At 58.2% G+C, this 22737-nt stretch carries 23 protein-coding genes and 3 pseudogenes; 12 read left to right on the top strand and 14 right to left on the bottom strand.

The window, feature by feature from the left end:
- Nucleotides 1-100 precede the first annotated feature (100 nt).
- The 6 genes from MUU53_RS19345 (at nt 101) to MUU53_RS19320 (ending at nt 5879) form a co-directional block, all read left to right on the top strand.
- Nucleotides 101-1405: an extracellular solute-binding protein gene (locus tag MUU53_RS19345; RefSeq protein WP_247262347.1), complete on the top strand. Its 1305-nt coding sequence runs from the start codon at nt 101-103 to the stop codon at nt 1403-1405.
- A gap of 66 nt (nt 1406-1471) precedes the next feature.
- Nucleotides 1472-2353, top strand: coding sequence for a carbohydrate ABC transporter permease (locus MUU53_RS19340; protein WP_247262346.1), 882 nt, complete (start codon nt 1472-1474; stop codon nt 2351-2353).
- Between the two features lie 7 nt (nt 2354-2360).
- On the top strand, nt 2361-3260 hold the full coding sequence (locus tag MUU53_RS19335; RefSeq protein WP_247262345.1) for a carbohydrate ABC transporter permease: 900 nt from the start codon (nt 2361-2363) through the stop codon (nt 3258-3260).
- Between the two features lie 5 nt (nt 3261-3265).
- Complete coding sequence (locus MUU53_RS19330; RefSeq protein WP_247262344.1) at nt 3266-4315, top strand: ABC transporter ATP-binding protein; 1050 nt, start codon at nt 3266-3268, stop codon at nt 4313-4315.
- 10 nt (nt 4316-4325) lie between these two features.
- The gene (locus MUU53_RS19325; RefSeq protein ID WP_247262343.1) at nt 4326-5057 is read left to right on the top strand and encodes a DUF1868 domain-containing protein; all 732 of its coding nucleotides are present in this window, start codon (nt 4326-4328) and stop codon (nt 5055-5057) included.
- Between the two features lie 3 nt (nt 5058-5060).
- On the top strand, nt 5061-5879 hold the full coding sequence (locus MUU53_RS19320; protein ID WP_247262342.1) for an inositol monophosphatase family protein: 819 nt from the start codon (nt 5061-5063) through the stop codon (nt 5877-5879).
- Between the two features lie 133 nt (nt 5880-6012).
- Here MUU53_RS19320 and MUU53_RS19315 read toward each other — a convergent pair whose 3' ends face one another.
- From MUU53_RS19315 to MUU53_RS19275, 9 genes are all read right to left on the bottom strand, one after another.
- A complete protein-coding gene (locus MUU53_RS19315) occupies nt 6013-6216 on the bottom strand; it encodes a cold-shock protein (protein ID WP_148171087.1) in 204 nt (67 codons plus the stop codon).
- Between the two features lie 200 nt (nt 6217-6416).
- Nucleotides 6417-7241: a Pnap_2097 family protein gene (locus tag MUU53_RS19310; protein WP_247262341.1), complete on the bottom strand. Its 825-nt coding sequence runs from the start codon at nt 7239-7241 to the stop codon at nt 6417-6419.
- Nucleotides 7238-8494 (bottom strand): MSMEG_0569 family flavin-dependent oxidoreductase, encoded by a 1257-nt coding sequence (locus MUU53_RS19305; RefSeq protein WP_247262340.1) that lies wholly within the window; start codon nt 8492-8494, stop codon nt 7238-7240. The genes MUU53_RS19310 and MUU53_RS19305 overlap by 4 nt, the downstream gene beginning before the upstream one ends.
- 11 nt (nt 8495-8505) lie before the next feature.
- On the bottom strand, nt 8506-8784 hold the full coding sequence (locus tag MUU53_RS19300; protein ID WP_247262339.1) for an MSMEG_0570 family nitrogen starvation response protein: 279 nt from the start codon (nt 8782-8784) through the stop codon (nt 8506-8508).
- Nucleotides 8777-9751 carry a sll0787 family AIR synthase-like protein gene (locus MUU53_RS19295; protein WP_247262338.1) on the bottom strand — a complete coding sequence of 325 codons (975 nt, stop codon included), beginning with the start codon at nt 9749-9751 and terminating at the stop codon, nt 8777-8779. Before MUU53_RS19295 ends, MUU53_RS19300 begins: the two co-directional genes overlap by 8 nt.
- On the bottom strand, nt 9748-10287 hold the full coding sequence (locus tag MUU53_RS19290; RefSeq protein WP_247262337.1) for an MSMEG_0567/Sll0786 family nitrogen starvation N-acetyltransferase: 540 nt from the start codon (nt 10285-10287) through the stop codon (nt 9748-9750). The genes MUU53_RS19295 and MUU53_RS19290 overlap by 4 nt, the downstream gene beginning before the upstream one ends.
- Nucleotides 10284-11402: an MSMEG_0568 family radical SAM protein gene (locus MUU53_RS19285; RefSeq protein ID WP_247262336.1), complete on the bottom strand. Its 1119-nt coding sequence runs from the start codon at nt 11400-11402 to the stop codon at nt 10284-10286. The genes MUU53_RS19290 and MUU53_RS19285 overlap by 4 nt, the downstream gene beginning before the upstream one ends.
- Nucleotides 11395-12384 carry a Nit6803 family nitrilase gene (locus MUU53_RS19280; protein WP_247262335.1) on the bottom strand — a complete coding sequence of 330 codons (990 nt, stop codon included), beginning with the start codon at nt 12382-12384 and terminating at the stop codon, nt 11395-11397. Before MUU53_RS19280 ends, MUU53_RS19285 begins: the two co-directional genes overlap by 8 nt.
- 68 nt (nt 12385-12452) lie before the next feature.
- Nucleotides 12453-12935 carry an MSMEG_0572/Sll0783 family nitrogen starvation response protein gene (locus tag MUU53_RS19275; RefSeq protein ID WP_144579084.1) on the bottom strand — a complete coding sequence of 161 codons (483 nt, stop codon included), beginning with the start codon at nt 12933-12935 and terminating at the stop codon, nt 12453-12455.
- Between the two features lie 259 nt (nt 12936-13194).
- On the opposite strand from MUU53_RS19275, the gene MUU53_RS19270 reads away from it, so the two are divergent.
- Entirely contained in the window at nt 13195-14565 is a 1371-nt protein-coding gene (locus tag MUU53_RS19270) for an aminotransferase-like domain-containing protein (RefSeq protein ID WP_247262334.1), read from the top strand.
- Nucleotides 14566-14855: 290 nt separating this feature from the next.
- Here MUU53_RS19270 and MUU53_RS19265 read toward each other — a convergent pair whose 3' ends face one another.
- Nucleotides 14856-15278: a VOC family protein gene (locus MUU53_RS19265; protein ID WP_247262333.1), complete on the bottom strand. Its 423-nt coding sequence runs from the start codon at nt 15276-15278 to the stop codon at nt 14856-14858.
- Nucleotides 15279-15821: 543 nt separating this feature from the next.
- Here MUU53_RS19265 and MUU53_RS19260 point away from each other — a divergent pair.
- The 5 genes and pseudogenes from MUU53_RS19260 (at nt 15822) to MUU53_RS19240 (ending at nt 18964) form a co-directional block, all read left to right on the top strand.
- A pseudogene (locus MUU53_RS19260) lies at nt 15822-16211 on the top strand (DUF1348 family protein).
- A 56-nt stretch (nt 16212-16267) separates the two neighbouring features.
- Nucleotides 16268-16900 (top strand): TetR/AcrR family transcriptional regulator, encoded by a 633-nt coding sequence (locus MUU53_RS19255; protein WP_247262332.1) that lies wholly within the window; start codon nt 16268-16270, stop codon nt 16898-16900.
- A 263-nt stretch (nt 16901-17163) separates the two neighbouring features.
- Nucleotides 17164-17421, top strand: a complete 258-nt coding sequence (locus tag MUU53_RS19250) for a type II toxin-antitoxin system VapB family antitoxin (protein WP_247262331.1) — start codon at nt 17164-17166, stop codon at nt 17419-17421.
- Nucleotides 17418-17822: a type II toxin-antitoxin system VapC family toxin gene (locus MUU53_RS19245; RefSeq protein ID WP_247262330.1), complete on the top strand. Its 405-nt coding sequence runs from the start codon at nt 17418-17420 to the stop codon at nt 17820-17822. The genes MUU53_RS19250 and MUU53_RS19245 overlap by 4 nt, the downstream gene beginning before the upstream one ends.
- Nucleotides 17819-18964, top strand: coding sequence for a site-specific integrase (locus MUU53_RS19240; RefSeq protein WP_247262329.1), 1146 nt, complete (start codon nt 17819-17821; stop codon nt 18962-18964). The genes MUU53_RS19245 and MUU53_RS19240 overlap by 4 nt, the downstream gene beginning before the upstream one ends.
- Nucleotides 18965-19401: 437 nt before the next feature.
- Here MUU53_RS19240 and MUU53_RS19235 read toward each other — a convergent pair.
- From MUU53_RS19235 to MUU53_RS23425, 4 genes and pseudogenes are all read right to left on the bottom strand, one after another.
- Nucleotides 19402-20511, bottom strand: a pseudogene (locus tag MUU53_RS19235) (IS110 family RNA-guided transposase).
- Nucleotides 20512-20781: 270 nt separating this feature from the next.
- Nucleotides 20782-21252 (bottom strand): RidA family protein, encoded by a 471-nt coding sequence (locus tag MUU53_RS19230; RefSeq protein ID WP_247262328.1) that lies wholly within the window; start codon nt 21250-21252, stop codon nt 20782-20784.
- A 98-nt stretch (nt 21253-21350) separates the two neighbouring features.
- Nucleotides 21351-22550: an MFS transporter gene (locus MUU53_RS19225; RefSeq protein WP_247262327.1), complete on the bottom strand. Its 1200-nt coding sequence runs from the start codon at nt 22548-22550 to the stop codon at nt 21351-21353.
- A gap of 29 nt (nt 22551-22579) precedes the next feature.
- Nucleotides 22580-22681 (bottom strand): annotated as a pseudogene (locus MUU53_RS23425) (ectoine synthase); the annotation flags it as partial.
- Nucleotides 22682-22737: the final 56 nt, after the last annotated feature.

The following is a 22737-nucleotide window of genomic DNA, read 5'->3' as shown; positions in this document are numbered from 1 at the left end:
CGTTTGATGGCCCAAACGATCTGATTAGAAGGTTTATAAATATGTCACACATAAAGTGTAACAAATTGACATGACCGGATCCTAACCCTGTGAGGCACCCATGAAGCTGACGTTCTTGATTGCATCGGCACTCGCCGTGGCGAGCGCTGCAACCGCGGCAAAGGCAGCGGATATCGAATTCTGGTACGGCAATACTGGCGTCATCGAAAAATCCATCCAGGACTCCTGCGTGGCCTTCAATGCTTCCCAGAGCCAGCACAAGGTGACCTGCGTTGGACAAGGCAGCTACGAAGTTGCCATGCAGAAGGCGATCGCCGCCTATCGGGCCAAGAAGGCACCGGTGTTGATGCAGTTTTTTGATGCCGGGACGTTGGATCTGATGCTCTCCGGCGCGGTGGAGCCGGTCAGCACTGCGCTGCCTGACGTGAACTGGAAGGATTATCTGGGTGGTGCCCGCTCCTTCTACGAGACGGCAAAGGGCGAGCTCCTGTCGCAACCCTATAACGGCTCCACCCTGATCCTCTACGGCAACCGCGAAATGCTGGCGAAGGTCGGCATCACCAGCCTGCCAGCCACGTATGAAGCTCTGATTGACGATGCCCGAAAACTGAAGGACGCCGGTATCGATTGCCCCTTTGCCACCGATGGCCATCCTTGGCGCGTGCTCGAACAATTTGCTGCCCGGCATGGCGCGGCGATTGCGACCAAGCATAATGGCTATGATGGGTTGGACGCCGTCTACTCGTTCAACAAGGGCATCGTTGCCGATCACATGCAGAACCTGAAGGCTTGGCGTGATGCCGGGCTTATTCGGCTGCAGCAGGACACCAAGACAGGCAAATACGATGCCGCCTTCAATACCGGCGAATGTGCCATGATCGAAGGGTCGACCGGCGGATACGGCGCCGCCTACAAGGCGCTCGGCGACAAGGTGGTGATTGGCTTGGCGCCGATGTATGAGGGCAAGACCCGGCACAACACGCTGATCGGCGGCGCCTCCATCTGGATCATGAAGGGGCATAGCCCTGCCGAACTGGCTGCTGGGAAAGCTTTCCTCGATTTCCTGCGGCGCGATGACCAGCAGATCGAGTTCGCCGGCAAGACGGGTTACCTGCCGATGACAGGGACGGCGATGGTGGCGTTGAAGGCCTCCGGCAAGTCCGGCGACCCGCAATTCGCAACCGCTGAACTCGGCGTTACCTCGCTCGATGAGCCTGCGACCGAAGACAGCCGCGGCGTCCGGCTCGGCTTCTATGTGCAGTTCCGCGATGTCTTCATGAAGGAAACGCAAAAGGCCTTCAACGGCGAGAAGATGATGCAGCAGGCGCTCGACGATGCCGCCCAGCAGGGCAACGACCTGCTTCGCCGCTTCGAGAAGACCTATAGCGGCGCCGCCCTACAGTGAATGCAGAAAAGCCTGTGACACGGGAGCCGGGCTACCCCGACTCTCATCCTTGCACTGGATACTCGGATGCGACAGACATTTTATTCCGGAGGGTGGCTCTATGCGGCGCTGGTGGCGCCCATTCTCATCCTCATCTTCACCTTCTTCTATCTTCCGGTCGGGCTGGCCTTCTATTGGTCGTTCTTTCTGGAGAAGCCTTTCGGCGGCGGCTCGCAGTTTGTCGGGCTGGAGAACTTTGCCCGGGTCCTCTTGGACGCAGGTTTCTGGTCATCCCTCTGGCGCACCTTCCTGTTCATGATGCTGGCAGCGAGTTTCGGCATCCTGCTGGCGTTGCTACTTGCGCTTGCCGCAGATCGCGGCATCCGGACCAGCCGGATTGCCCGCAATGTGCTGATCTGGCCGAAAGCAATTGCCGGTGCCTCGATCGGCATTGTCTTCACCTTCATTTTTAATCCGTTTCTTGGTCTGTTTGCACCGCTGAACGAGGTCTTCCCGGGATTGTGGAACCCGCGCATCGACGGGGCGGATGCCTTTGCAACCGTCGTGATCGCCCAGGTTTGGACAGGCATCCCCTTCAACTTCATCATTCTTCTGTCCGGCCTGCAGACGATCCCAGACACGCTGATCAAGGCAGCCGCCATGGATGGCGCCAGCGCCTGGCGACGGGTGCGAGACATTCAGCTTCCGCTTTTGACACCGCAGCTTTTTTTGACTTTCGTGCTGGAGTTCGTTCAGACCGCAGTCGACCCCTTCGGCCTCATCGACACGATGACCAACGGGGGGCCGGGCGATTCAACGACATTGCTGATCTACAAGATCTATACCGATGGCTTTCATTCCTATGACCTGTCAGGGGCAGCGACTCAGACCGTGCTGCTGATGCTTTTCGTGATCGCCATGGTGCTGGTGCAGTTCCGCCTCGAAAAGCGGGTGAAGTACGAAAGGTGAGCCTCCGATGATCGAAACAACACGCGGCATAGACCGCACCGCAGCAACAGTTCTGATCGTCGGGATGACCTTTATACTGTCTCCGCTGGTCATCGCTCTGATCGTCGCGACGCAATCCTATGACGAGTTCGTCGCCGCTGGGGGTATAAGCCTTCTGCCCGGACAGCATTTCATCGGAAACATCGTTCAGATCGCCACGGAGACCAACCTGCCGCGGCAGGTGCTGAATTCCATCATCGTTGCGACCAGTTCTGCCGCAATCAAGTGTACCTTCGCATTCTTGGCCACCTTCGCCTTGGTCTTTTTCGAGTCGCGCTGGAGCAAGTTGATCTTCGCGCTGACGATCGCGACCGTGATGCTGCCGCTCGATCTCATCGTCGTCACCACCTATCAGGTGGTCGCCAATGTCGCGATGCCGTTGAACTGGCTGATCGAACTCGGCTGGTATGCCAGCGCCACGCCGACCGCCGCGCCGCATCTCGAATGGAACCTGCTCGACACCTATCTCGGCATCGCCGCGCCGATTGCGACGTCTTCCACCTCGGTCTTCATCTACCGGCAGTTTTTCTTGAGCCTGCCGCGCGCTGCCGCTATGGATGGTGCCGGACCGCTTCGGTTCCTCATCGATATCCTGCTGCCGCTGTCGAAAACGCCGCTGATCGCAACCTTCATCTTCTGGTTCGTCGGCGGCTGGACAAGCTATCTCTGGCCGCTTGTGTCGGCCACATCCAGCGAAATGCAGCCCGCAATCGTCGGTCTCTCCCGCCTGGCCACGAGCGAGCCCGACCGGATCCCCGAAGTGCCGATGCTAATGGCCGGTGCGCTGTTTGTCTCCTTCCTGCCCGTTGTCCTGATCGCCGTCATGCAGGGGCGCATCGTCAAGGGCCTCAATCTTTCGGAGAAATAACCATTATGGGCAACACGATCGAACTCGATCATGTCAGCAAGGCCTTTGACGGCAAGACCGTCATTCACGGGCTGTCGGCAGCCTTCGAGGACGGCGAATTCATCGCCATCCTCGGGCCGTCCGGATGTGGCAAATCCACCATGCTGAGCATGATTGCAGGGCTCGAACGCATCACCAGCGGCCGCATCCTGATTGGCGGCACGGAAGTGCAGAACAAGGCACCGAAGGACCGCGGCTGCGCCATGGTCTTTCAGAACTATGCGCTTTATCCGCATATGTCGGTGCGCGAGAACATTGGCTATGCGCTGAAGGTGGCAGGCGTGCCGAAGGAAGAACGCCATCGCCGGATTGCAGAAGCAGCGCGTGTGGTGGAGCTCGGTGATTATCTCGATCGCCGCCCCTCGGCGCTCTCCGGCGGCCAGCGCCAGCGCGTGGCCATCGCCCGTGCGATCGTGCGCGAACCGAAGGTTCTGCTGTTCGATGAACCTCTGTCCAATCTGGATGCGAAGCTCCGCCATGGCATGCGCATGGAACTCAGCCAGTTGCACCGCCGCATCGGCGCGACGAGCGTTTTCGTCACGCACGACCAGATCGAGGCGATGACACTGGCCGGTCGGGTGATGCTGCTGAACGCGGGCCGGATCGAGCAATTCGCCAGCCCTCATGATCTCTATCACCGCCCTGCGTCGACCTTCGTGGCAAGTTTTATTGGAGCCCCTCCGATGAACCTGATTACGGTGACGGGAGACGGTAGCGCCCTTCGCCTCCCCGATGGGACGATCCTGGCGGACCATGGCCACACAGGCGGCGTCACACTCGGCATTCGTCCGGAGAAGATCGTGACGGGTGCCGGCACGCTTCTGGCAAAGGTGCTTTACCGCGAGGATCTGGGATCCCATTGCTCCCTGCTGGTGCAATTGGGCGGCGGCCAGACCATCCTGATCGCTTCGCCATTTGGCACGGAAATCGGTGCATTCGACGAGATCCGTTTCCACTTTCCCACTGAACAGATCCACCTCTTTGATACCGAAACCGGCCTTCGGGCCAACAGTTGAAAGCAGCATCATGACTCCTTCGCGTCCCGACGCCATTGACTACCTGACCGGCAGGCTGTCGCCTGCACAGCGCCCCGGCGGCATTTCCCTGCCCGGCGGCGGCGGAAAGTTTCATTCCGACGGCAGCGTCCAGCACTGGCCGGGTAATACCTTCATCTGCCACATCGACCGAAATTCGGTGGCTTTCGAGGCCATTCGTGTACTGCAGGAGGAAATTAAGCGAAGCGAGTTCAGCCGCTTCTTCACCTTCTTGCCGCCGAGCAGTTTCCACATGACGGTCTTCCAGGGCGCATCGCCCGCCACGAAGCCAGGCGCCGGGTGGCCGGATGGCCTCGACTGGCCGCTTGCGCGTGACGCGGCCTCTGCGGAAATCATGGAGCGCATCCGCAATGTCGACCTGCCTCCGAGCCGCACAATCCGTTTCCTAGACCTGTTTGCCGCTCACAGCCTGACTGTTGCGGGCGCTACGCCGGAGCAAGAAGAGGGATTGCGCGCCGCGCGCCGCACGCTGCGCGATGCAACCCGGATGCCGCAGGCCGATTTCGACGCATATGTCTTCCACATCTCGCTCGCCTATCTGATCGATTGGGTTTCTGAGCCATTGGCCCGCGCTATCGTGGCCTACAGCGCCGATCAGACCGAACGCTTTCGTCCCCTGTTCGGTGAAATTACCCTGGGCCCCGTGGAGTTTTGTGCATTCGATACAATGCATCATTTCGAACCCCTCAAACTTCTGGGCTGACAAATGACCGTAACGGAGTGTGAACGTGATGGCTTGATTGCCATCGTGCGTGCCGCAGCCAGGAGCGAAATCCTGCCGCGGTTCCGCAGATTGTCGCCTGCAGACGTCAGCACTAAGGCGTCGCCGAGCGACCTGGTGACGATTGCCGATAAGGCGGCTGAAAGGGTGATGTCCGCAGAAATCCGCAGGCTCCTGCCGGATGCTGGCATTGTCGGTGAGGAGGCGGTCGCGGAAAATCCTGCGCTTCTTGATCGGCTCAAATACGCAGGCCGCACGGTCCTTGTCGATCCTATTGATGGAACGTGGAATTTCGTCGCGGGCCTTGCAACCTTCGGCGTCATTTTGGCTGTGGTCGAGGACGGCGAGACCATATTCGGCCTGCTCTATGATCCGGTCATGGATGATTGGATCATGGCGTCGCGCGGCCATGGTGCCCTGTATTGTCGACCAGACCAGACACCGATCCGGCTGCACGGACCTCCGCGCCGACCGAAGAGCGAGGCGCACGCCTTTGTGCCACTGTTTCTCTATCCGCCGGAAGAGCGGAGCAGGATCGCTAGCGTCTTCCCCCGTTGGGGCCGTGTGACGAACCTGCGATGTTCCTGTCACGAATACCGAACCCTGGCCTTCGGCCATGCGGATCTGATCGCCGCGCCGGCTCCGAAGCCCTGGGATCATGCGGCGGGTGTACTCATCGTCAGCGAGATCGGAGGAGCGGCTTGGACGGGTAAGATGGGCTACGACACCACTGACAGCAACACGACCTTAATCGTGACTGCGACCGCTCACTCTGGTCAGGGCTATATTACGGATTTTCGCTAGAAGGCATGTGTCGTTTGGTTTGCTCACAGATGCCGAGAACGAGCGATGCAGGGCGCCCTTGGCAATTCCATCAACAGCGAGAGCAATCCCATCAGCCCCGATCTCGTCTTTTCGACGAGATCGGGATTTCATCTCAGAGGACGCTCACGTTCTCAGCCTTGGACTTGCCTGTCTTCCGGTCTTGGCCCACGTCGTAGCTCACTTTCTGGCCATCGGTCAGGGAAGCCCCGAAGCCGACAGCCGAGATATGCACGAACACATCCGGTCCACCATTGTCCGGAGTGATGAAGCCAAAACCTTTGTCCTGAGCAAAAAACTTTACAGTACCAGTTGCCATCTTGTCCTCTTTGATTTGAAGCGCCACAACTGTAGCGATCGGACAGGCACACAGCAAGGCAAGTTTAGTACGTGGCCATACGGGAACACGCCGGCTGAGCGCCTGGTTTCATTGTCTCATGACGAGTTAGACGACGGTTCGATTCCGTTCAAGGCGAGATGTTGCCCGCTTGCTACCCGGCCATTGAGGGAAAGGGCGATCTATCTGTTCTTACGAAAACGGACCCGCATCAGAGCGAGTGGTCTTTCGTCCGCGCCGAACAGAGCGACATCATGACCCAACGGTAGCCTTCGAAAACTAATATCTGTCCACTCTCCCGGCTCCACATTGCCAAGATAGATTACATGTCGGGATGAAACCATTCCGATCTGCGTCTCGCCTGCCTGAAACAACGCGCGATCTGCCAGAGCGCTGTAGCTTGGGAAATAGAGAAGGCCGGCAGCATTGAAATCCGTCGCCGGGCACGGGAGAACACGCTGCCTTTCCGGAAGGCTGGCACGCATGAAGGCTTGGTTACGGATGTCGCGCGCTACGACTGACAAATACTCAGCAACGCGGCGAATTGCGAGAGGGGCCTCTGGCGGCATCGCCAGCGCTCGTGGGCTCCGGCGGACGACCGAGCGATTGACGCCCGGTTCTGTGCGCCCTACGAACGTTGAGACTAAAACCATCCGCCCTACCTCGACGCCATCTGCGCTGATTGTGAGAAGGGACGATAAGCGCCCATGACCGACGCGGTAGAGGTCTGCAGATAGGGTCAACTGCCCGCCGAGACGAGGTAGCTCGGGCCTTGCGAGTTTGACGCTGGTTGCGCAGAAAGCTGCATAAAGCGGCTCGCCATCTGAGCAGGTAAAGACAGCCTCCCGCTGCCCCATAGCTCGTGCGATAAGCTGCCAGTGCAAATCGCCGGCCCGTCGCTTGAGCCATTGCTCCGACAGGCCGCGATAGCCCATTTCCGCCATTCCGAGGACATGTCTTTCTTCAAGACCGGACGTCTGAGAGCGTGAGAGAGTAAGGGTGCTCATGCCGCCAGCTTGTTCTTCTGATGGCCAACGATCTGCTCGGACAGATAGCGACTGTCCTCATCGATGCCCAGAAAGCGTCCAGATCCCCAGGTGTTCAGCCACCCAAGACCGATGAAGTACAGGCCGGGCACTTTAGTGACCCCGCGATTGAAAAGCGGTTTGCCACGTTCGTCGAGACAATCGACCTTCAGCCAGGAATAATCGGGCCGGAATCCGATCGCCCAGATGATCGACGTTACGCCTGCCTCCGCCAGATCAACTTCGGTGATTTCTTGAGCGGGGCGCCAGACCTTTTCAAAGGGCGGTTCCTCTGGAACCTCGATTGCCTGCGCGGCGATCCAGGCGTCGATCTGTTTGCGAATGCCCAGATAGCTCCGGTCAGCGTCATCGAGGTTATTTTCGAGGTCCGGCAGGAACGTCATCATTGTGCCCGAGGCACCCGCGACAGATCCGTACAGCCGCACGCCCTCTAGCGCATATTTGCGCAGATCGATCTCCTTCCCGCCATGGCGCCCGGACATGTAATGGTTGGTCTGGGTCAAGGCTTTGATGGGATCGGGATGGGTATCAATCGTGACGGCATACGTTCCTGCATCGTAAAGCCAGTCGGTTGCGTCGCGCCCACGATATTTGCGCGGGCTGCGCGGAGCCGGCCCTACTGCCAGATGCACCAGACGACCCTCCAGATGGAAATCGTCCATGATCTGCACGCCAGATTGACCTGTGCCCACAATCAATGTTCCCCCATCTGGCAGTTGCGAGGGGCGCCGGTAATCCCGCGAGTGCATCTGTAGGATAGAAGCGTCCAGATCTGCAGCGTAGGAAGGCACGATTGGATTGTCGTAGCCGCCTGTCGCAACCACAACCTGGTCTGCTGTCAAGTTGCCAGAGCTAGTCTCGATCCAGTATCCGCCGCCGTTGCGAGGCGAGACATGCGTGACGTCCACGCCTTCGCGCAGAGGCGGGCTGAAGCTTTCTGCAAAGCCATCCAGATAGTCTACGATCTCTTGCCTGAGCATGAAACCATCCGGATCCGCGCCTTTATAGTGCCAGCCGGGCAATCGGCACTGCCAGTTTGGTGTGACCAGACAGAAACTGTCCCAGCGATTGTTGCGCCAGCTTTCGAACTTACGGTGGCGCTCGAGAACGATGTGCTCGATCTCTTCCTGCATCAGGTACCAACTGACAGAAAGACCAGCTTGGCCGCCTCCGATGATGAGAACTGGTACGTGTGGTACGATAGTGTCGGTCATAACGAACCCTTTCATGACATCGAGAGACAGGTGACTTGAGAATCGGCAGGCTGGTTGGTGGCCGTGGCTTCGATCTGTGCGAGCTGATCGAGTGCTGAGGAGCAGGCGAAGCCGAATTTCGCTGCGACGCGGTCCGATGCCTCATTCAGACCGGTGCGGGCACGTTCGACAAATTCGGTCATGGGATAGGTGCATCCGGCTTCGAGATGGCGCGTAATGGCGGTCGAAGGCGAGTAGCAGCTCTCCTCCGTTCCATCAGGCCATCGAATGGTGAAGCGTACTTCAGGCATGGGCGATCACCTTTGCGAGCGCGATATAGGGGGCTGCCGCGTAGTCCCAGAACGTCGCCCGGGTGCCACCGCTCGTCAGATCGATCCGAGAACTGTCCGTTGCATGACCGATGGCAGCTGCGCTGATGCCCCGAACAGCAAATACTGAGCAGACCTGATCTGCCCGTTCCGGCCGGACTGAAAGGAGAAAGCCGAAGCTCGGAAAGCTCCGCAGCCAGCGGTCGACTGCAACACCTTCCGGAAGCGGGATGTCAGCCAGCTCGATGTCGAACCCGCAGCGAGAGGATTCGGCCAACATAAGCGCGGTGCCGATGATGCCGCCCTGACTGATGTCCTTTCCGGCATCCACCAGATCGGCCTCGGCAAGCTCCGGCAGGATCTCGTAGTCGCGGCGCAGCCGTTCATGGGGCGCATCAAGGGCGGCGCACCAGTTGTCAAAGCTTGGCCGATACTGCCCGCGATGATCTACGACGGCGATAAGCACATCTCCAGGGGCGGCCGCAAAGCTGGAAATCAGCCTCTTTGCACGTCCCATCACCGAAACGGCGAGATTGAGATCTTTGCTGTGGAGGTTTGTATGGCCACCGACGATCGGCACGCCATAGGCGATGGCTGCATCCCTTAGGCCGCTAAGCAGGGGCTCGGCAGACGCCGCGTCCGGTGCCCAAACGGCATCGAGCAGCGCGGTCGCACGCCCTCCCATGGCTGCGATGTCCGAGAGGTTCACCATCACGCCGCACCACCCGGCGAACCACGGATCGTCTTGCACGAACTGCGGCATAAAACCTTCCCCTGCCAGCAAATCCCAAGTGCCGTCCAGGGCTGGAATTGCTGCGGCGTCGTCGCCAGGCATTCCAGGTGTTGCGGAGGATAGCGAAAGCGCACGTGTCGTCGCCGCGATGTCGAGTTTGCTACGAATAGACGGGTGGGCTGCCAGTGCTGCCACCAAGGCATGTAGGTCCATCATGACCTCCGCGCTCTGGTGGACCAACCGACGCTGGGATCGCAAATCGGGGGATAGTGCGAGAGGGAGGCCAGCATGTGCATGTGGCGCACGCCATGCAGGTCGATTACTCCTTGCGGCTCCCAATGCAGGCGCCGAAATAGGGGTACATTCTGGAGCTGGACATGGGCGTGAAACTCACTGCACCCGAGGCCATTCGCGGTACTCACCGCCAACCGGATCAGCTCGCCACCCAACCTTCCGACTTTGCGATATGCGGGAGCGACCGCAAGGCGCGAACCCCACCAGATGCGGGGTGCTGGTTCATGGATCCTGACAGTGCCCACGACCTCCGCAGGCTCAGCCGCCAATGTGGAGATTGCCACGAGCGGGATCGCTGTCTTGTCGATTTGGTCGCGGTCATCGCCGACGAAAATGTGCTGCTCGTCGACAAACACTCGGTGCCGCAGACGAGATACACCCTGAAGTTCCCAAGGCTCGGATGCTGCCCGGATCAGGAACTCCGGGCTTATGAAAGCGGAGTGATCCACCAGGCTCATGCGGGGATCCTCTGTTTCTCATAGGTCGAGAGGGCGGAACAGGCGCCGCATTTTCCGCAGCCCGCCTTGATGTCGGACGCCTTCAGCCCACCGTCGATGACGATCTGGGACAAGGGCGCGAGAATGGAGGCCATGAAATCGGCATTTGGTGCGGGATGGCTTTCGAGGGGGGTCCCGGAGATGGGCACGAAGGGGACGACGAATGGATAGACGCCCATGGCCACGAGCCGCGTCGACATGTCGAGGATGGCTTCACGCGTATCGCCGAGACCCGCCAGGATATAGGTCGAGACCTGTCCTCGCCCGAACACCTTGACTGCAGCCTTGAAACTGGAGAAGTATTTGTCAAGCGGAACGCTGGCTTTGCCCGGCATGATCCGCTTTCGGACCTCCGGCGTCACCGCTTCGAGGTGCATTCCCAACGCATCCGCGCCGGCAGCCTTCATCCGCTCGTGCCATGCGTCGTCTTCCGGCGGCTCGCACTGAACCTGAATGGGAAGCTCTACGACCGCCTTCACGGCGCGGGCACTCTCCGCCAGCACGGCGGCGCCACGATCTTTGCCCGGCGGGGTGCCGGTGGTCATCACCATGTGCTTGACACCGTCGAGTTCGACGGCTGCCTTTGCGACCTCTGCCAGTTGCGCGGGCGTCTTGTGGGCGACAGTACGGCCGGCGGCAAGGCTCTGGCCGATCGAGCAGAACTGACAGGTCTTCTTGCGGCTTTCGTATCGAATGCAGGTCTGCAGGATGGTCGTGGCGAGCACATCGCGTGAATGAAGAACCGCGATCTTGTTGTAGGGGATGCCATCACTCGTCGTCAGATCGTAAAATCGCGGACGATTGGGGAACCGGATTCGTGCGATTTCGGAGCCTTCCCTGGTGATGCGCGCGCGGCCGTCGGCATCAGGCGCCTCCACCAGATAGGGACTGTCGAATGCAGGTGCGGTATGGACCGGCACCATAATGGTTGTGTCGCCGAAATTGACTGCCTTATGATCCGAGGGGCCTGCGCCGCCGCGCCTGCTCTCGTGGCCGGCACGCGGATCGACGAGACGCATTCCACGTGTCTGGAGATCGTTGATAAGTTCCGGATCTATGGATTGAAATTCACGCATCCTGAGCCTCCTCAAATGGCTTGCTTTGCTCTGCCTCGGAAAAATCGTCTGAGAGGCCGATCTGCTCGCGTGCGCGTGCGGGCCTTGTGTCATGGACAAGATGCAGCAGTTCGGGCCGTGCGTAATGTCCGACCGAGTCCATCATCCGCTTGCGCTTTGTAATTAGCCGCATGTCCAGATCGCCGATCAGGATGCCTTCGCCGGAGGTCAGCGGCGGCACGACATGGCGGCCTTCCGGGGTGATGATGCAAGTCATGCAGCCGTCGCGCAGTCCCTTTTGCAAGGCGGGGTCCGGGTGAATGGAGGCGATTTGATCCTCGCTCAGCCAGCCGGTGGCATTGACCACAAAACAGCCCGCTTCTAGCGCGTGGTGGCGCATCGTGACTTCGATCTGCTCACCGAATATCGGGCCGACCAGTGAGCCCGGAAAATGAGAGGCATGAATTTCCTCATGCTGGGCTATCAACGTATAGCGGGCCAGAGGATTGTAGTGCTCCCAGCAAGCAAGGGCGCCAACACGACCGACTGCAGTGTCGACGACCTTGAGGCCGGCGCCATCGCCTTGGCCCCAGATCATCCGTTCGTGATAGGTCGGCGTGATCTTGCGGCGCTTGAGTTTCAGGCTGCCATCAGCGTCGAAGACAAGTTGGGTGTTATAGAGGGAGCCGTGGTCTCGCTCATTCACGCCAAGAACGATAACTGCGTTGCGCTTGCGCGCGGCATCCGCGACAGCCCGTGTTTCCGCGGATGGCACCGTGACGGCTTCTTCATAGAGCCGCAGGTGCTCGGGGCCTTGCTGGGCGGGCGGCAGAACGAAGCTGAAATAGGGATACCACGGTACAAATGTTTCAGGAAATACGATCAGTTCCGCGCCCTTGTCAGCGGCTTCGGCGATCGCATTCAGGACCCGCTCGACGGTGCCTGCGCGCGACGTTAGGTCGGGCGCGATCTGGACGGCGGCGGCACGTACTGTTTTGGGCATGACTGGCTCCTTCGCATTGCCTTGCGCGAAGCACCCCGTTCACTGCTGAACGGGGTGCCGGGGTCAAATCAGACGGTCCAGGTGTCGATGATCAGGGCGTTGGCCTTCTTGTGCAGCAGCACGCAGTCCAGCACATCCTGAGGCAAGATCGGGATGATGCCGGGAATCAGGGCCGGCTCGCCGTGCCCATAGAGGGCCTGCAGTGCGAAACGACATGCGTAGACCTTGCCGCCTTCCTTCATGAAGCGCTCAAGGTTCTTGTTAAAATTCAGGTGGCCGGGAAAGGCTTCATCGCCGAGTTTGGGAAAACCTCGCTGGATCCCCAGTGTCACGCCCGGACCGTAGAGAAGAATCGAAGTCTCGTAGCCTTTCCGCTGCAGGCGAATGGCATTGAGAATGTTCACAAGCCCGATGGAGCCTTCGAACGCCACCGTATGGAAGGTTACGAGCGCTTTATCACCGGGATCAGCCTTAACATCCTCGAAAACCTTGGACTCGTAGTCGACAAAGAAGTCACCATCCTTATGCGGCGGTTGCGTTACTTCAGGCATATCTGCATCTCCTTACGCGGGGTTGATGCAGGAACGATACGAACGAAATTGTATGAATCAATAAGCAGTTTATTATGCATACAATATTTGTTTGATGAAACGTAACTCTGCACAATGAACATACGTTTCGCTCAAATATATGCTTGAAAATCAGCTTTTTGCTCAATTTATGATCGAGGTTTTGTCGTCAAATCAACACTTGAATCCGCCTCGTTATATCCATACAATGTGAAACAATCGATATTCGAGATGAAATAAAATGTTGCAGTGGCTCCCTGAACTTCGTCCTGACGGCAAGCCTCGCTATCTTCAGATTGCGGATGCGATCGAATTGGCGATCAAACGAGGCGATATCGCCGCTGGCGATCGATTGCCGCCACAACGCAGGCTCGCCGAGCGTCTCAAGATCGACTTTACAACAGTCAGCCGCGCCTACGCCGAGGCGCATGCCAGACGTCTCGTCGAGAGCCACGTCGGAAGAGGTACCTTTGCACTCAGCCGCCCGAAAGAGGAGCATCGTATCGATCCTCGCCGCGCCGGGGACGAGGATCTGTCGATGAACATGCCTCCTGAGCCGCAGGATCCGGATCTTGTAGCGAGAATGCAAGAAGGGCTGCAAACTGTTTCCGCAAACCTTATTTCCCTTCTCCGCTACCAGTCGACGACCGGCGGAGAACAGGATAAGGCCGCGGCATCTTCATGGCTGTCGAAGAGGGGGATGGTGCCAAGCCTCGAGCGGATCGCGATCACCCCGGGAGCGCACGCGACGATGACAGCGCTTCTTTCGACGATGACCAGACCGGGCGATGTCATCCTGTGCGAGGCGGTGACGTATCCCGGTTTGCGGGCGATCGCAGCCCGTCTGGGATTGCAACTCGTCGGAATTGCGATGGACGCTTCCGGCGTTCTGCCCGATGCGCTTGACGCGGCTATTCATTTACATCAACCGAAAGCGTTGTATCTCAATCCTACGGTCCATAATCCAACGACGCTGACCATTCCACGCGAGCGGCGAATGGAGATCGCGGAGGTTATCCTGCGGCATAGACTGCCTTTGATAGAGGATGATGCATACGGCTTCATTCCTGCAACGGCGCCCGTACCTTTTGCTACGCTTGCTCCCGACCTCACTTGGCATATCGGCGGCCTCGCGAAATGCCTCGGCGCAGGTCTGCGCCTCGCCTACACGGTTTCCCCTAACGCCAAAGCCGCTTATTCTCTCGCCCAGGCATTGCGGGCCAGCGCTGTCATGCCGTCGCCAATTTGCATGGCGCTGGCGACACGGTGGATCGAGGACGGGACGGCAGACGCCATTCGCCGGTTTGTCCGTGCGGAAAGCGCTGTTCGTCACGAGATCGCAATCGATACTCTTTTGGGGCTAGACATCGAAGGTGAGCCGGAGGCCTTCAACATTTGGCTGAAGCTGCCAAAGGGGGCGAGCAGAGCAGAACTAATGGGGCGTATGGCAGGGCGCCATATTGGCTTGATGCCGTCGGATGCATTTACCGTTCTCGGCACACCTGACGAGCATGTCCGGGTATGCCTCGGCGGCGTTATCAATCGCGAACAACTGCGCGCCGGGCTTCTTTTTATGGCGAATTCGCTTTCCGGCTCCGGCTGGATGGGCTGACGGTGCACGTCAGCCTCCTTCAATTTGAGGCCATTGGTGGAAAATGTTCGTTTCGGCCTGAATAATCGTAGGTTCACGTCCAAAAACTGGCGCGACCGCAATTGGGCCAGCGAACGTGGGAGGCCGGGCCTCCAGCAGCGTATTCCGCTTTCAACCCACTCGACCACGCATTGCACCGGCTTGCCCGCGTGGCCGTTGCGAGGTGCCAGATGCCTGGTCCGATTAACAACCGAGATCAGGCTCGCCAGGTTTCTCGGATCGACGAAGACTCGATCATGGAAAATCGTGGGTCACCGCGGATCCCAAGAAAACTCCATCCGACAACCGCCCGGTTCATAGATCATGAAGTGGATTTTTGGCCCGGCACCAGACGGCTCTGGACCAAATTCAGTACTAACATTGGGCCACTCTCTTGTCTTGTCAGAGAGCAGATGAAGGTCCTCGAGGGTCCGCACCTTCAGCGCAAGATGATGAAGCCCAACATTTTGGTGACGGTTGAAACCTTGGCAGTGAGATTGATCTCTAACCTGCCAAAGTGTCACTTTGAGGTGGCAGTCGGTAACGAACGCTGCTGGATAGTCAGGCTTTTCGCCGAATAACCTCCAACCGAGGCAGTTCGTGAAGAAAGCGAGGGAAGCGCTCAAGTTGATAACGGTTAGCCCGATGTGATTTACGCCGGTTGTTATGCTTACCGTTGGACTGACATCGCCCAACTAAAATCTCCTTTTGCTGGCAGCGTTATCATGAGTACTTAGGAACTGGGCTTCGGGCCAGGTGGGTTTAGCCTCCCGATATGGTGGTCTGAACACTTGGGTAAATCCTCGGATCATCGTTTGGGCCCTTAGCCCATTGATCACTAATCTGGATAGCATCTGGATTTCTAGAAGCTTTCTCTTCTGATTTTGCGGCCCGAAGAGCACCATGACCATATCGGTGGTTAGCGACGCGCTTAGGCGCGATGCGCCTCGGCAGATCATGGAGCGATGCTATCCGGTTGGATATAATCCGCAGCGACGCAGGGTCAGTCACCATCTACCTTCCCACATCTCGTGTTCGAGGGAGGCCCAATTTCGTAGAAATGTGGTGACCGCACGGACAGTCTCTTTCTGGGTTTTCACCCCTTCGCCACGAAAACCATCGCCCAGCGCGCGGTCTCACGCCCTGCCGGCACTGGTCTGGCCAGCTTTAACGCCGGCGCCGTCGGTTCGCGACCGGTAAGTCCGTCGGAAAAAAATCGCAACGCCTCAAAAAAATCGTTGACACCCAAAATCACCGCAATCGAAAAAGTCCGTCTGGCCGAAGACGGCTGGAACAGCCGCGATGCCGCCAAGGTCGCTTTGGCCTACACATTGGACACCCGCTGGCGGAACCGCGTCGAATTCGCCACCAACCGTGAAGAAGCCCAGGCATTTCTGGCGCGCAAGTGGAACAAAGAGCATGAATACCGCCTCATCAAGGAGCTCTGGGCTTTCACCGGCAACCGCATCGCTGTACGTTACGCCTAGGAATTTCGCGACGACAGCGGCCAGTGGTTCCGCGCGTATGGTAACGAGAGCTGGGAATTCGCAGAGGACGGCCTGATGGCTCACCGGCACGCATTCATCAACGAAATGCCGATTGCTGAAAGCGATCGACTGTTCCATTAGCCGCTCGGCCGTCGTCCGGACTATCACGTAAGCCTCAGCGATCTGGGCCTCTGAACATGGCCCGCATGGTCGCTGGAAGATCCGACGCCGTCGCCTCCCTGGCCGAAGTTTTTCGCGAGCATGGATACGAAGGTGCGAGCCTTGCCCTGATCGGCAAGGCCACCGGCCTGGGCAAGGGCAAGGGCAAGGGCAAGGGCAAGGGCAAGGGCAGCCTGTACCACTTCTTCCCGAATGGGAAGGAGGAAATGGTGCAGGCTGTGCTCGTCGAAATCGAGCAATGGTTTGAAGGTTCCGTCTATTCTCCACTGCGACACGGAGACGATGCCGATGCCGCGATCACGGCGATGCTCGATAAAACCGCGAAATACTTCAGGTCGGGCAGGCGCGTCTGTCTCGTTGGCGCTTTGGCTGTTACCAACACCCGAGACCTATTCGCTCAAGCCATCCGAGGTTACTTCGTCGCTTGGGTGGAGGCTCTGCAAGCAGCGCTCGTCCGGCAGGGCCGTGACGCTGAGCGGGCACGTGTCCTCTCGGAAGACGCCATTCTGTCTTTCCAGGAAGCGATCGTCCTCTCCCGGGCTCTCGACGATCCCGCCGTCTTCCAACGCGCAATCGATCAACTTCATTCTCGATTGACAGCCGATAGAAAGACGCTCGACGATAATGCTTCTGGTAGCGGGTCGCTTTGATCTCTCGCTGCTTCCTGACCTCCAGGCATTATATCTGAAGGCTCACCGCTATGGCGGGCCTGCGGGCTGCGGACGTATTGCATTTCCGGGATCCATCGTCGTCGCGATAACCCGGGTGTTTTTTGCGACGACCTAATCTGCCGCAATGAAGCCGCTCAGCGGTCGATAAGTAACCCTTATCGGTGGTTAGCCATCACCAGTCGTTTTCTTGCTATCTTACACGGAAGGAGCTATTTTGGAGCTACCATCTGAAGGGGCACACCATGTCCGAACCCCAACTTTCCATCCGCAGCAGCAAGGCCCGTGATCTGGCCCATGCACTCTCCCGCCGGACCGGCCAGCCGATCAACCGCCTCGTCGAACTTGCGCTGGAGTGTTATGATGTCGAATTGAGGCAGCAGGATAAAAAGCACCCATTGGATGCCGTATGGGAGCTTGCAGCAGAAGGTCGCCACAATGTTCCGGCTGGCACCACCTCTGCGCATGATGATCTTTATGACGAAAATGGTCTGCCTATATGATTGTGATCGATACCTCGGTTCTTGTCGCAATCGTCTTTGAGGAGCCGGAAGCCGAAACATTCAAATCGGTCCTACGGCAAGAGGAGATTGTTATCGGCTGGCCTACTCTGTTCGAAACCAGAACGGTTCTGACAGCTAAACGTTTTTCCAATCCAGCTGACATTGTTTCCCGGTTCGTTGACGCGCCAAACATCATGCCGGTCGCCTTCAGCGAGAAGCACTATCGTGAGGCTGAATCCGCGCTAGACCGATACGGTAAAGGCCGCCATTCGGCCAACCTCAACATGGGCGATTGCTTTTCCTATGCAGTCGCCGCCGTGGCTAAAGCGCCACTGCTTTTCAAGAGCCGCGACTTTTCCCAAACAGACCTGAAACTGCATCCGGCATCTTCCATCACATGACGGAGGCTCACGACAGGGCTCTTGACCGCCGTGTCCAAGATCTCGACACGATCGCTTCCGTCCTGCCCATGGAACGTCGCGACGAACTGGCAGAACTGCTGACCGATCAGGATGTCGAGACGCTGCGCCATCTGGTCAATGAGGGCATGGGTGCCAACACGCTGCGAGCGCTGACCTCGGATCTCGCCTATCTGCAGGCATGGTCGCTTGCTTCAACGGGGATCTCTCTCCCGTGGCCCGCACCAAAAGCACTGCTTCTGAAATTCGTGGCCCATCATCTCTGGGACCCCGAGAAACGCTTGACGGATCCGGGTCACGGCATGCCTTCGGATGTCGAGGAGAAGCTTCGCATCCAGGGGTTCCTCAGAACAGTAGGTCCCCACGCACCCGATACCGTCCGCCGGCGACTGGCCACCTGGTCGACCCTGACCAAGTGGCGCGGTCTGCAAGGCGCGTTTACCTCCCCTGCCCTGAAGTCCGCAATCAGACTTGCTATCCGAGCAACGCCGCGACCGAAGAAGCGCAAGAGCGCGAAAGCCGTGACCGGAGACGTCCTGTCCAAACTCATCGCGACCTGCCGCACCGGCAGCCTGCGCGATGTGAGAGACAAGGCGATCCTGATGGTTGCTTTTGCGTCTGGCGGTCGTCGTCGCAGCGAAGTGGCAGGGCTGCGAAAGGAACAGCTCACACCGGAGGCTCCGATCCCTGTTGACGGGTCGTCTCCCCTGCCCTCGCTGTCCATCCATCTGGGACGCACCAAGACGAGTGGTGCCGACAGCGACGAGGTGGTCTACCTCACCGGTCGTCCCGTCGATGCGCTGAATGCCTGGCTAAAGGCTGGCAGGATAGACAAAGGCAGCGTGTTTCGCGCCATCGATCGCTGGGGCAATATCTCCAACCGCGCGCTGGATCCGAAGGCGATCAGCGATATCGTTAAGCAGCGCGCTGCAATGGCCGGTCTCGATCCTACAGAATTCTCCGCCCATGGTCTGCGCTCCGGTTATCTCACCGAGGCTGCCAATCGCGGCATTCCGCTTCCTGAAGCCATGGAGCAGTCTAGACACCGCTCAGTGCAGCAGGCGTCGGAGTACTACAACAGCGCCCAGCGGCGTAGCGGGCGTGCAGCCCGGATGTTGGATTGATGTCGCTGGCTGAATTGGTGTTGCCGGAATGAATGTCCGGCTGAACGGCAATTCATCACTTATCCGAGTGTTTCCCTCTGCACTTGCAGATCCGGGGGCAGCAGAACAAGAATATTGAAGCCTTGGCTCAGGTCGGGGTCGGTTCCGGTAGAGTGTGAAATCCTACGCTCTCATGAGCGATTTAGGTTTTCCGGACGCAGTTAATCTACCCCGCCTGCGCGGGGTGGGTCAATTGATGTAGCCTGTGCACGGTGCTGGAGATGCTGGCCGAACCGATGGTTTGTCATACTCTCATCCGCGGATTTTAACCGCCTGACCATATTCGATGCGGGCTTGCCTCTCTCTAAGAACGGATATTTGTCCCAACGTGTGTCGAGGGTCCCTATCCTTGGCCCACATCTCCAGCATGCTGCACAGGCAGCAGGGACTATTTGCGCCTACGCTGGAATCGGCACTTTGCGAGCAATATCCCAGATGAAGCCTGCCAGTTCACGGGTAATGGCAGTGAGCACACGCGGTTGCGGCTTTCCAGTCCTCGAAAGAGCTCGATAACGTTTGCAGAGCCTTGTCTACGCTTTCCAAGCGATATCTTTGATTTCCTGCGGAAGATGAAGGCTGCGCTTCAAATGGGGATGCTGTTCACGAGCTGGATGCCGGTACGACCAACTCGCCTCGACCATCATCGTGCGAGCCAGTGCATTGCCAGTCCTGGTGATGCGCCCGCGCCTTATTGTACTTCCGCTCGAATGCTCGCTCGGCACCAGCCCCAGCCAAGCCATGAGCTGTCTCGGATTGGAGAAGCGGCTGATATCGCCTATCTCGGCAGCCAGCGTCGCGGCGATTGTTGTGTTGACGCCACGCAGTGCCCGGAGGGCATCGACAAGTCGTGCAAAACGCCAGTCCTTCACCGCATCTTCTATCGCCAGACCCAGCGTGCTGATACGCTCCTCAATCTGGCGAATGGCGCGTTTCAGTTCCTCAAAGGCCAATTGCTGATGTGGATAGCGGAATTTGCGTAATTCGTTGATCCATCGCCAGTGGATCTTTGTCCAATAGGTTGGCCGGTCATAGCGAAGACCATGCCGAAGCAGGAAGCTCAGGAGTTGCTGTTTTGCAATCTTTAGCGCCTCCAGAGCCTGCTTGCGGGTGCGGATCAGATCCCGCATAGCTTCCTGTGCCTCATCGGGCGTCCAGATCGGTGTCAGTTCGCCGGCTCGCCATAGCCGCGCCAGCATTTCCGCATCGCGCCGATCGGTCTTGATCCGGTCCCCGGAGCGACGTGGGATCATGGCCGGCGAAACAACGGCGCAATCAAACCCCAGCTTTGTGAGCAAACGATGCAGGCCGTAGCCGCAGGGGCCGGCTTCGTAGCAGAAAACGGGGCGAATGCCGCCGCCGACAAGTCGCTTCGTCAAACGCAAAACGGAATCGCCGGTGTTTTCAATCACGCCGTGAAAACGGATCTCGCCGTCTCGCCCTTCTTCAGCCGTCGCAACGGCTATCGTATCGGCATGAACGTCCAAGCCGACATAAACTATTCTCTCCATGGTATTTTCCTTTCCGGCTCTCATTGGCTCGATAAGGAAAACCTAACGGCGAAGCCGCCGCAAATCGCTCATCTCTTCTAAGGTGTTAAGGAGAGCCATGCCCACACATACAGGAATCGAGATCTCTTCTGTGAATACATGTGGAAGCGAATTGAGCACGGGCTAGAGGAGGTATCCGACAAGGGCGCTCGCCAGTCTTGATGAATGCCTCTGCGGGGAATCCCGGTCAGCACCAATCGGAACTCCCTCGAGCGAGACCCTCAGGTTGATTTAGCTGGTTGGATAGAGAGCAAATGTGGCTTCGATCTCTACGACAGCATTGCGCGGAAGTTTAACACCACCGATACTCGTTCGCGCATGCTGTCCTCTTTGCTGGCCGAGCAGATCAAAAATCAACTCGGATGCACCATCCACCACGCTACTAAACTCGGTGAAATCGTCGACGCTGTTGACGTAGACAACCAGTCTTAAGACCTGCTCCATCCGATCCAGGCTACCGAGAGCATCGCGCAACGCTGCTAAGGTGCGAATGAGGGCTATACGGGAGGCGCGTTTCGCTTCTTCGATGGAAACATCCCGGCCCACCTTTCCCACGACATAAACAGCCTCACCCTCACGGGGCAGTTGCCCGCTGATGTAAGCCAGGTTGCCATGTACGACCGCAGGCGTATAGCGAGCAGCTGCGGCGACATCGTGTGGCAGAGAGATCCCAAGTTCATGTAGGCGAGATTCGATATCCATATAATGCTCCGAATTTCAATCTACTCATTAAGCGCGAATAGGCGCGTCCCAATGCGAGTTCGCCCAAAAGACGGCAGCCACATCGCTTGCGATCAGACTCAATCCGCAACCGCTTCGTGCGGAGCCCGCCGCAGCCAAACCGCTCCGACAAGTACGCCCACGATGCTCATGAAGAGCGACAAGGCTGTGATAACGCCACCGGCGCCATAGATACCCGCGAAAAGCGTGACGAGGAGACCTGCCAATGGCTGCGAGAGATTGTTCAACATGACGACGAGGCCGGTCGTTTTGCCGAGATCTTGCCGCGGAATGATGCGTTGACGCATGCTTCGGATGAACACGTTGAACATCTTGTCGAAACCCACAACGAAGACAAAGCCAAGCGCGTAAACATGCGGACTGGACGCCAGGCCGGTAACGACACCGCCAAGGAAGATCATTGAGTACGCCGTAAGGCCCAGCGTCTTGAGAGGGATCGCGGTATGTGCAATTGCAAACAATATGATCACGGTCGCGATAGCGCCCGCTGTCTGGAGAACAGCGTAATAGGTTTCCGTTTCACCATGGATGCCCGTCACCATTGCAGCCGACGTTGCGAGCGTGACACCGATGATGAGGTTGACGGCAGCTGCAAGAAGGACGACCTCCATCAAGCCCGGCAGTCTCACAACGTGCCTCAGGGCAGTCATAATGGGTAAAACCCAGTTGCCAGTTGCCACTTCCGGTTCGGCCAATGTTGGTCGGACAAATCGCTGCCACGCATTCACAGCGCCGTCGGCTGCCAGGAAAAGCACTGCGGTCAATACAACGACATATTCCCAAGACCAGAACTTGAGCAGACTAGCCGCGACGAGCGGACCAAGCACCATGCCCAGCTGATCAGCGATTTGCGTATAGGAGGCGACCTTTTCGAACCGGTGACCGGCAAAGACCTGCGGCAACATGACTTCACGAGCCATCAGACCTTGCGTGGTCAGAACGCCAGAGACGGCAGAAATGGCAATCAGCCAACCGACTCCGCCGAACACCGCGAAGCCGACCATTCCGCCGAAACAAACGACCGCACGATAGAGCTGGCTGACCCGCAGCAGCCTCAAGGGCGACATTCGATCGCAAAGGGCACCGCAGATCGGGAACGAGAGGAAGCGCGGCAATGTCTCAAGGAAGAACGCCGCACCCGACCAGGCCACGCTGCCCGTCAGCTGGAAGATGACCAACGGCACGAGGAACAGAAGAATCTGATCCGCCAGTCTTGAGAGAAAGAGAGAATAGAAGAATGCTTGATGCTTGAGCCCCATCGGGCGACCCACCCTGTCAGCTGTTGTTTTCAGTAGGATGATGATCCGCTCTCGCCATCGAGATTGTGGCGTTCATGGCCGGCAAGCGGGGGATTGAACACACTCACCAGCACTAGGCGGTAGTGACGATTTAGCTATTTGAGCCAGATGGCGATGGCTGCGAGTTTGACGAATCCCATGAAGTTGG

The sequence above is a fragment of the Affinirhizobium lemnae genome (genome assembly GCF_022968395.1).
GTDB lineage: Bacteria > Pseudomonadota > Alphaproteobacteria > Rhizobiales > Rhizobiaceae > Neorhizobium > Neorhizobium lemnae.
The sequence above is the reverse complement of the archived record's forward strand: the minus strand, read 5'-3'. Positions and strand labels throughout refer to the sequence as shown.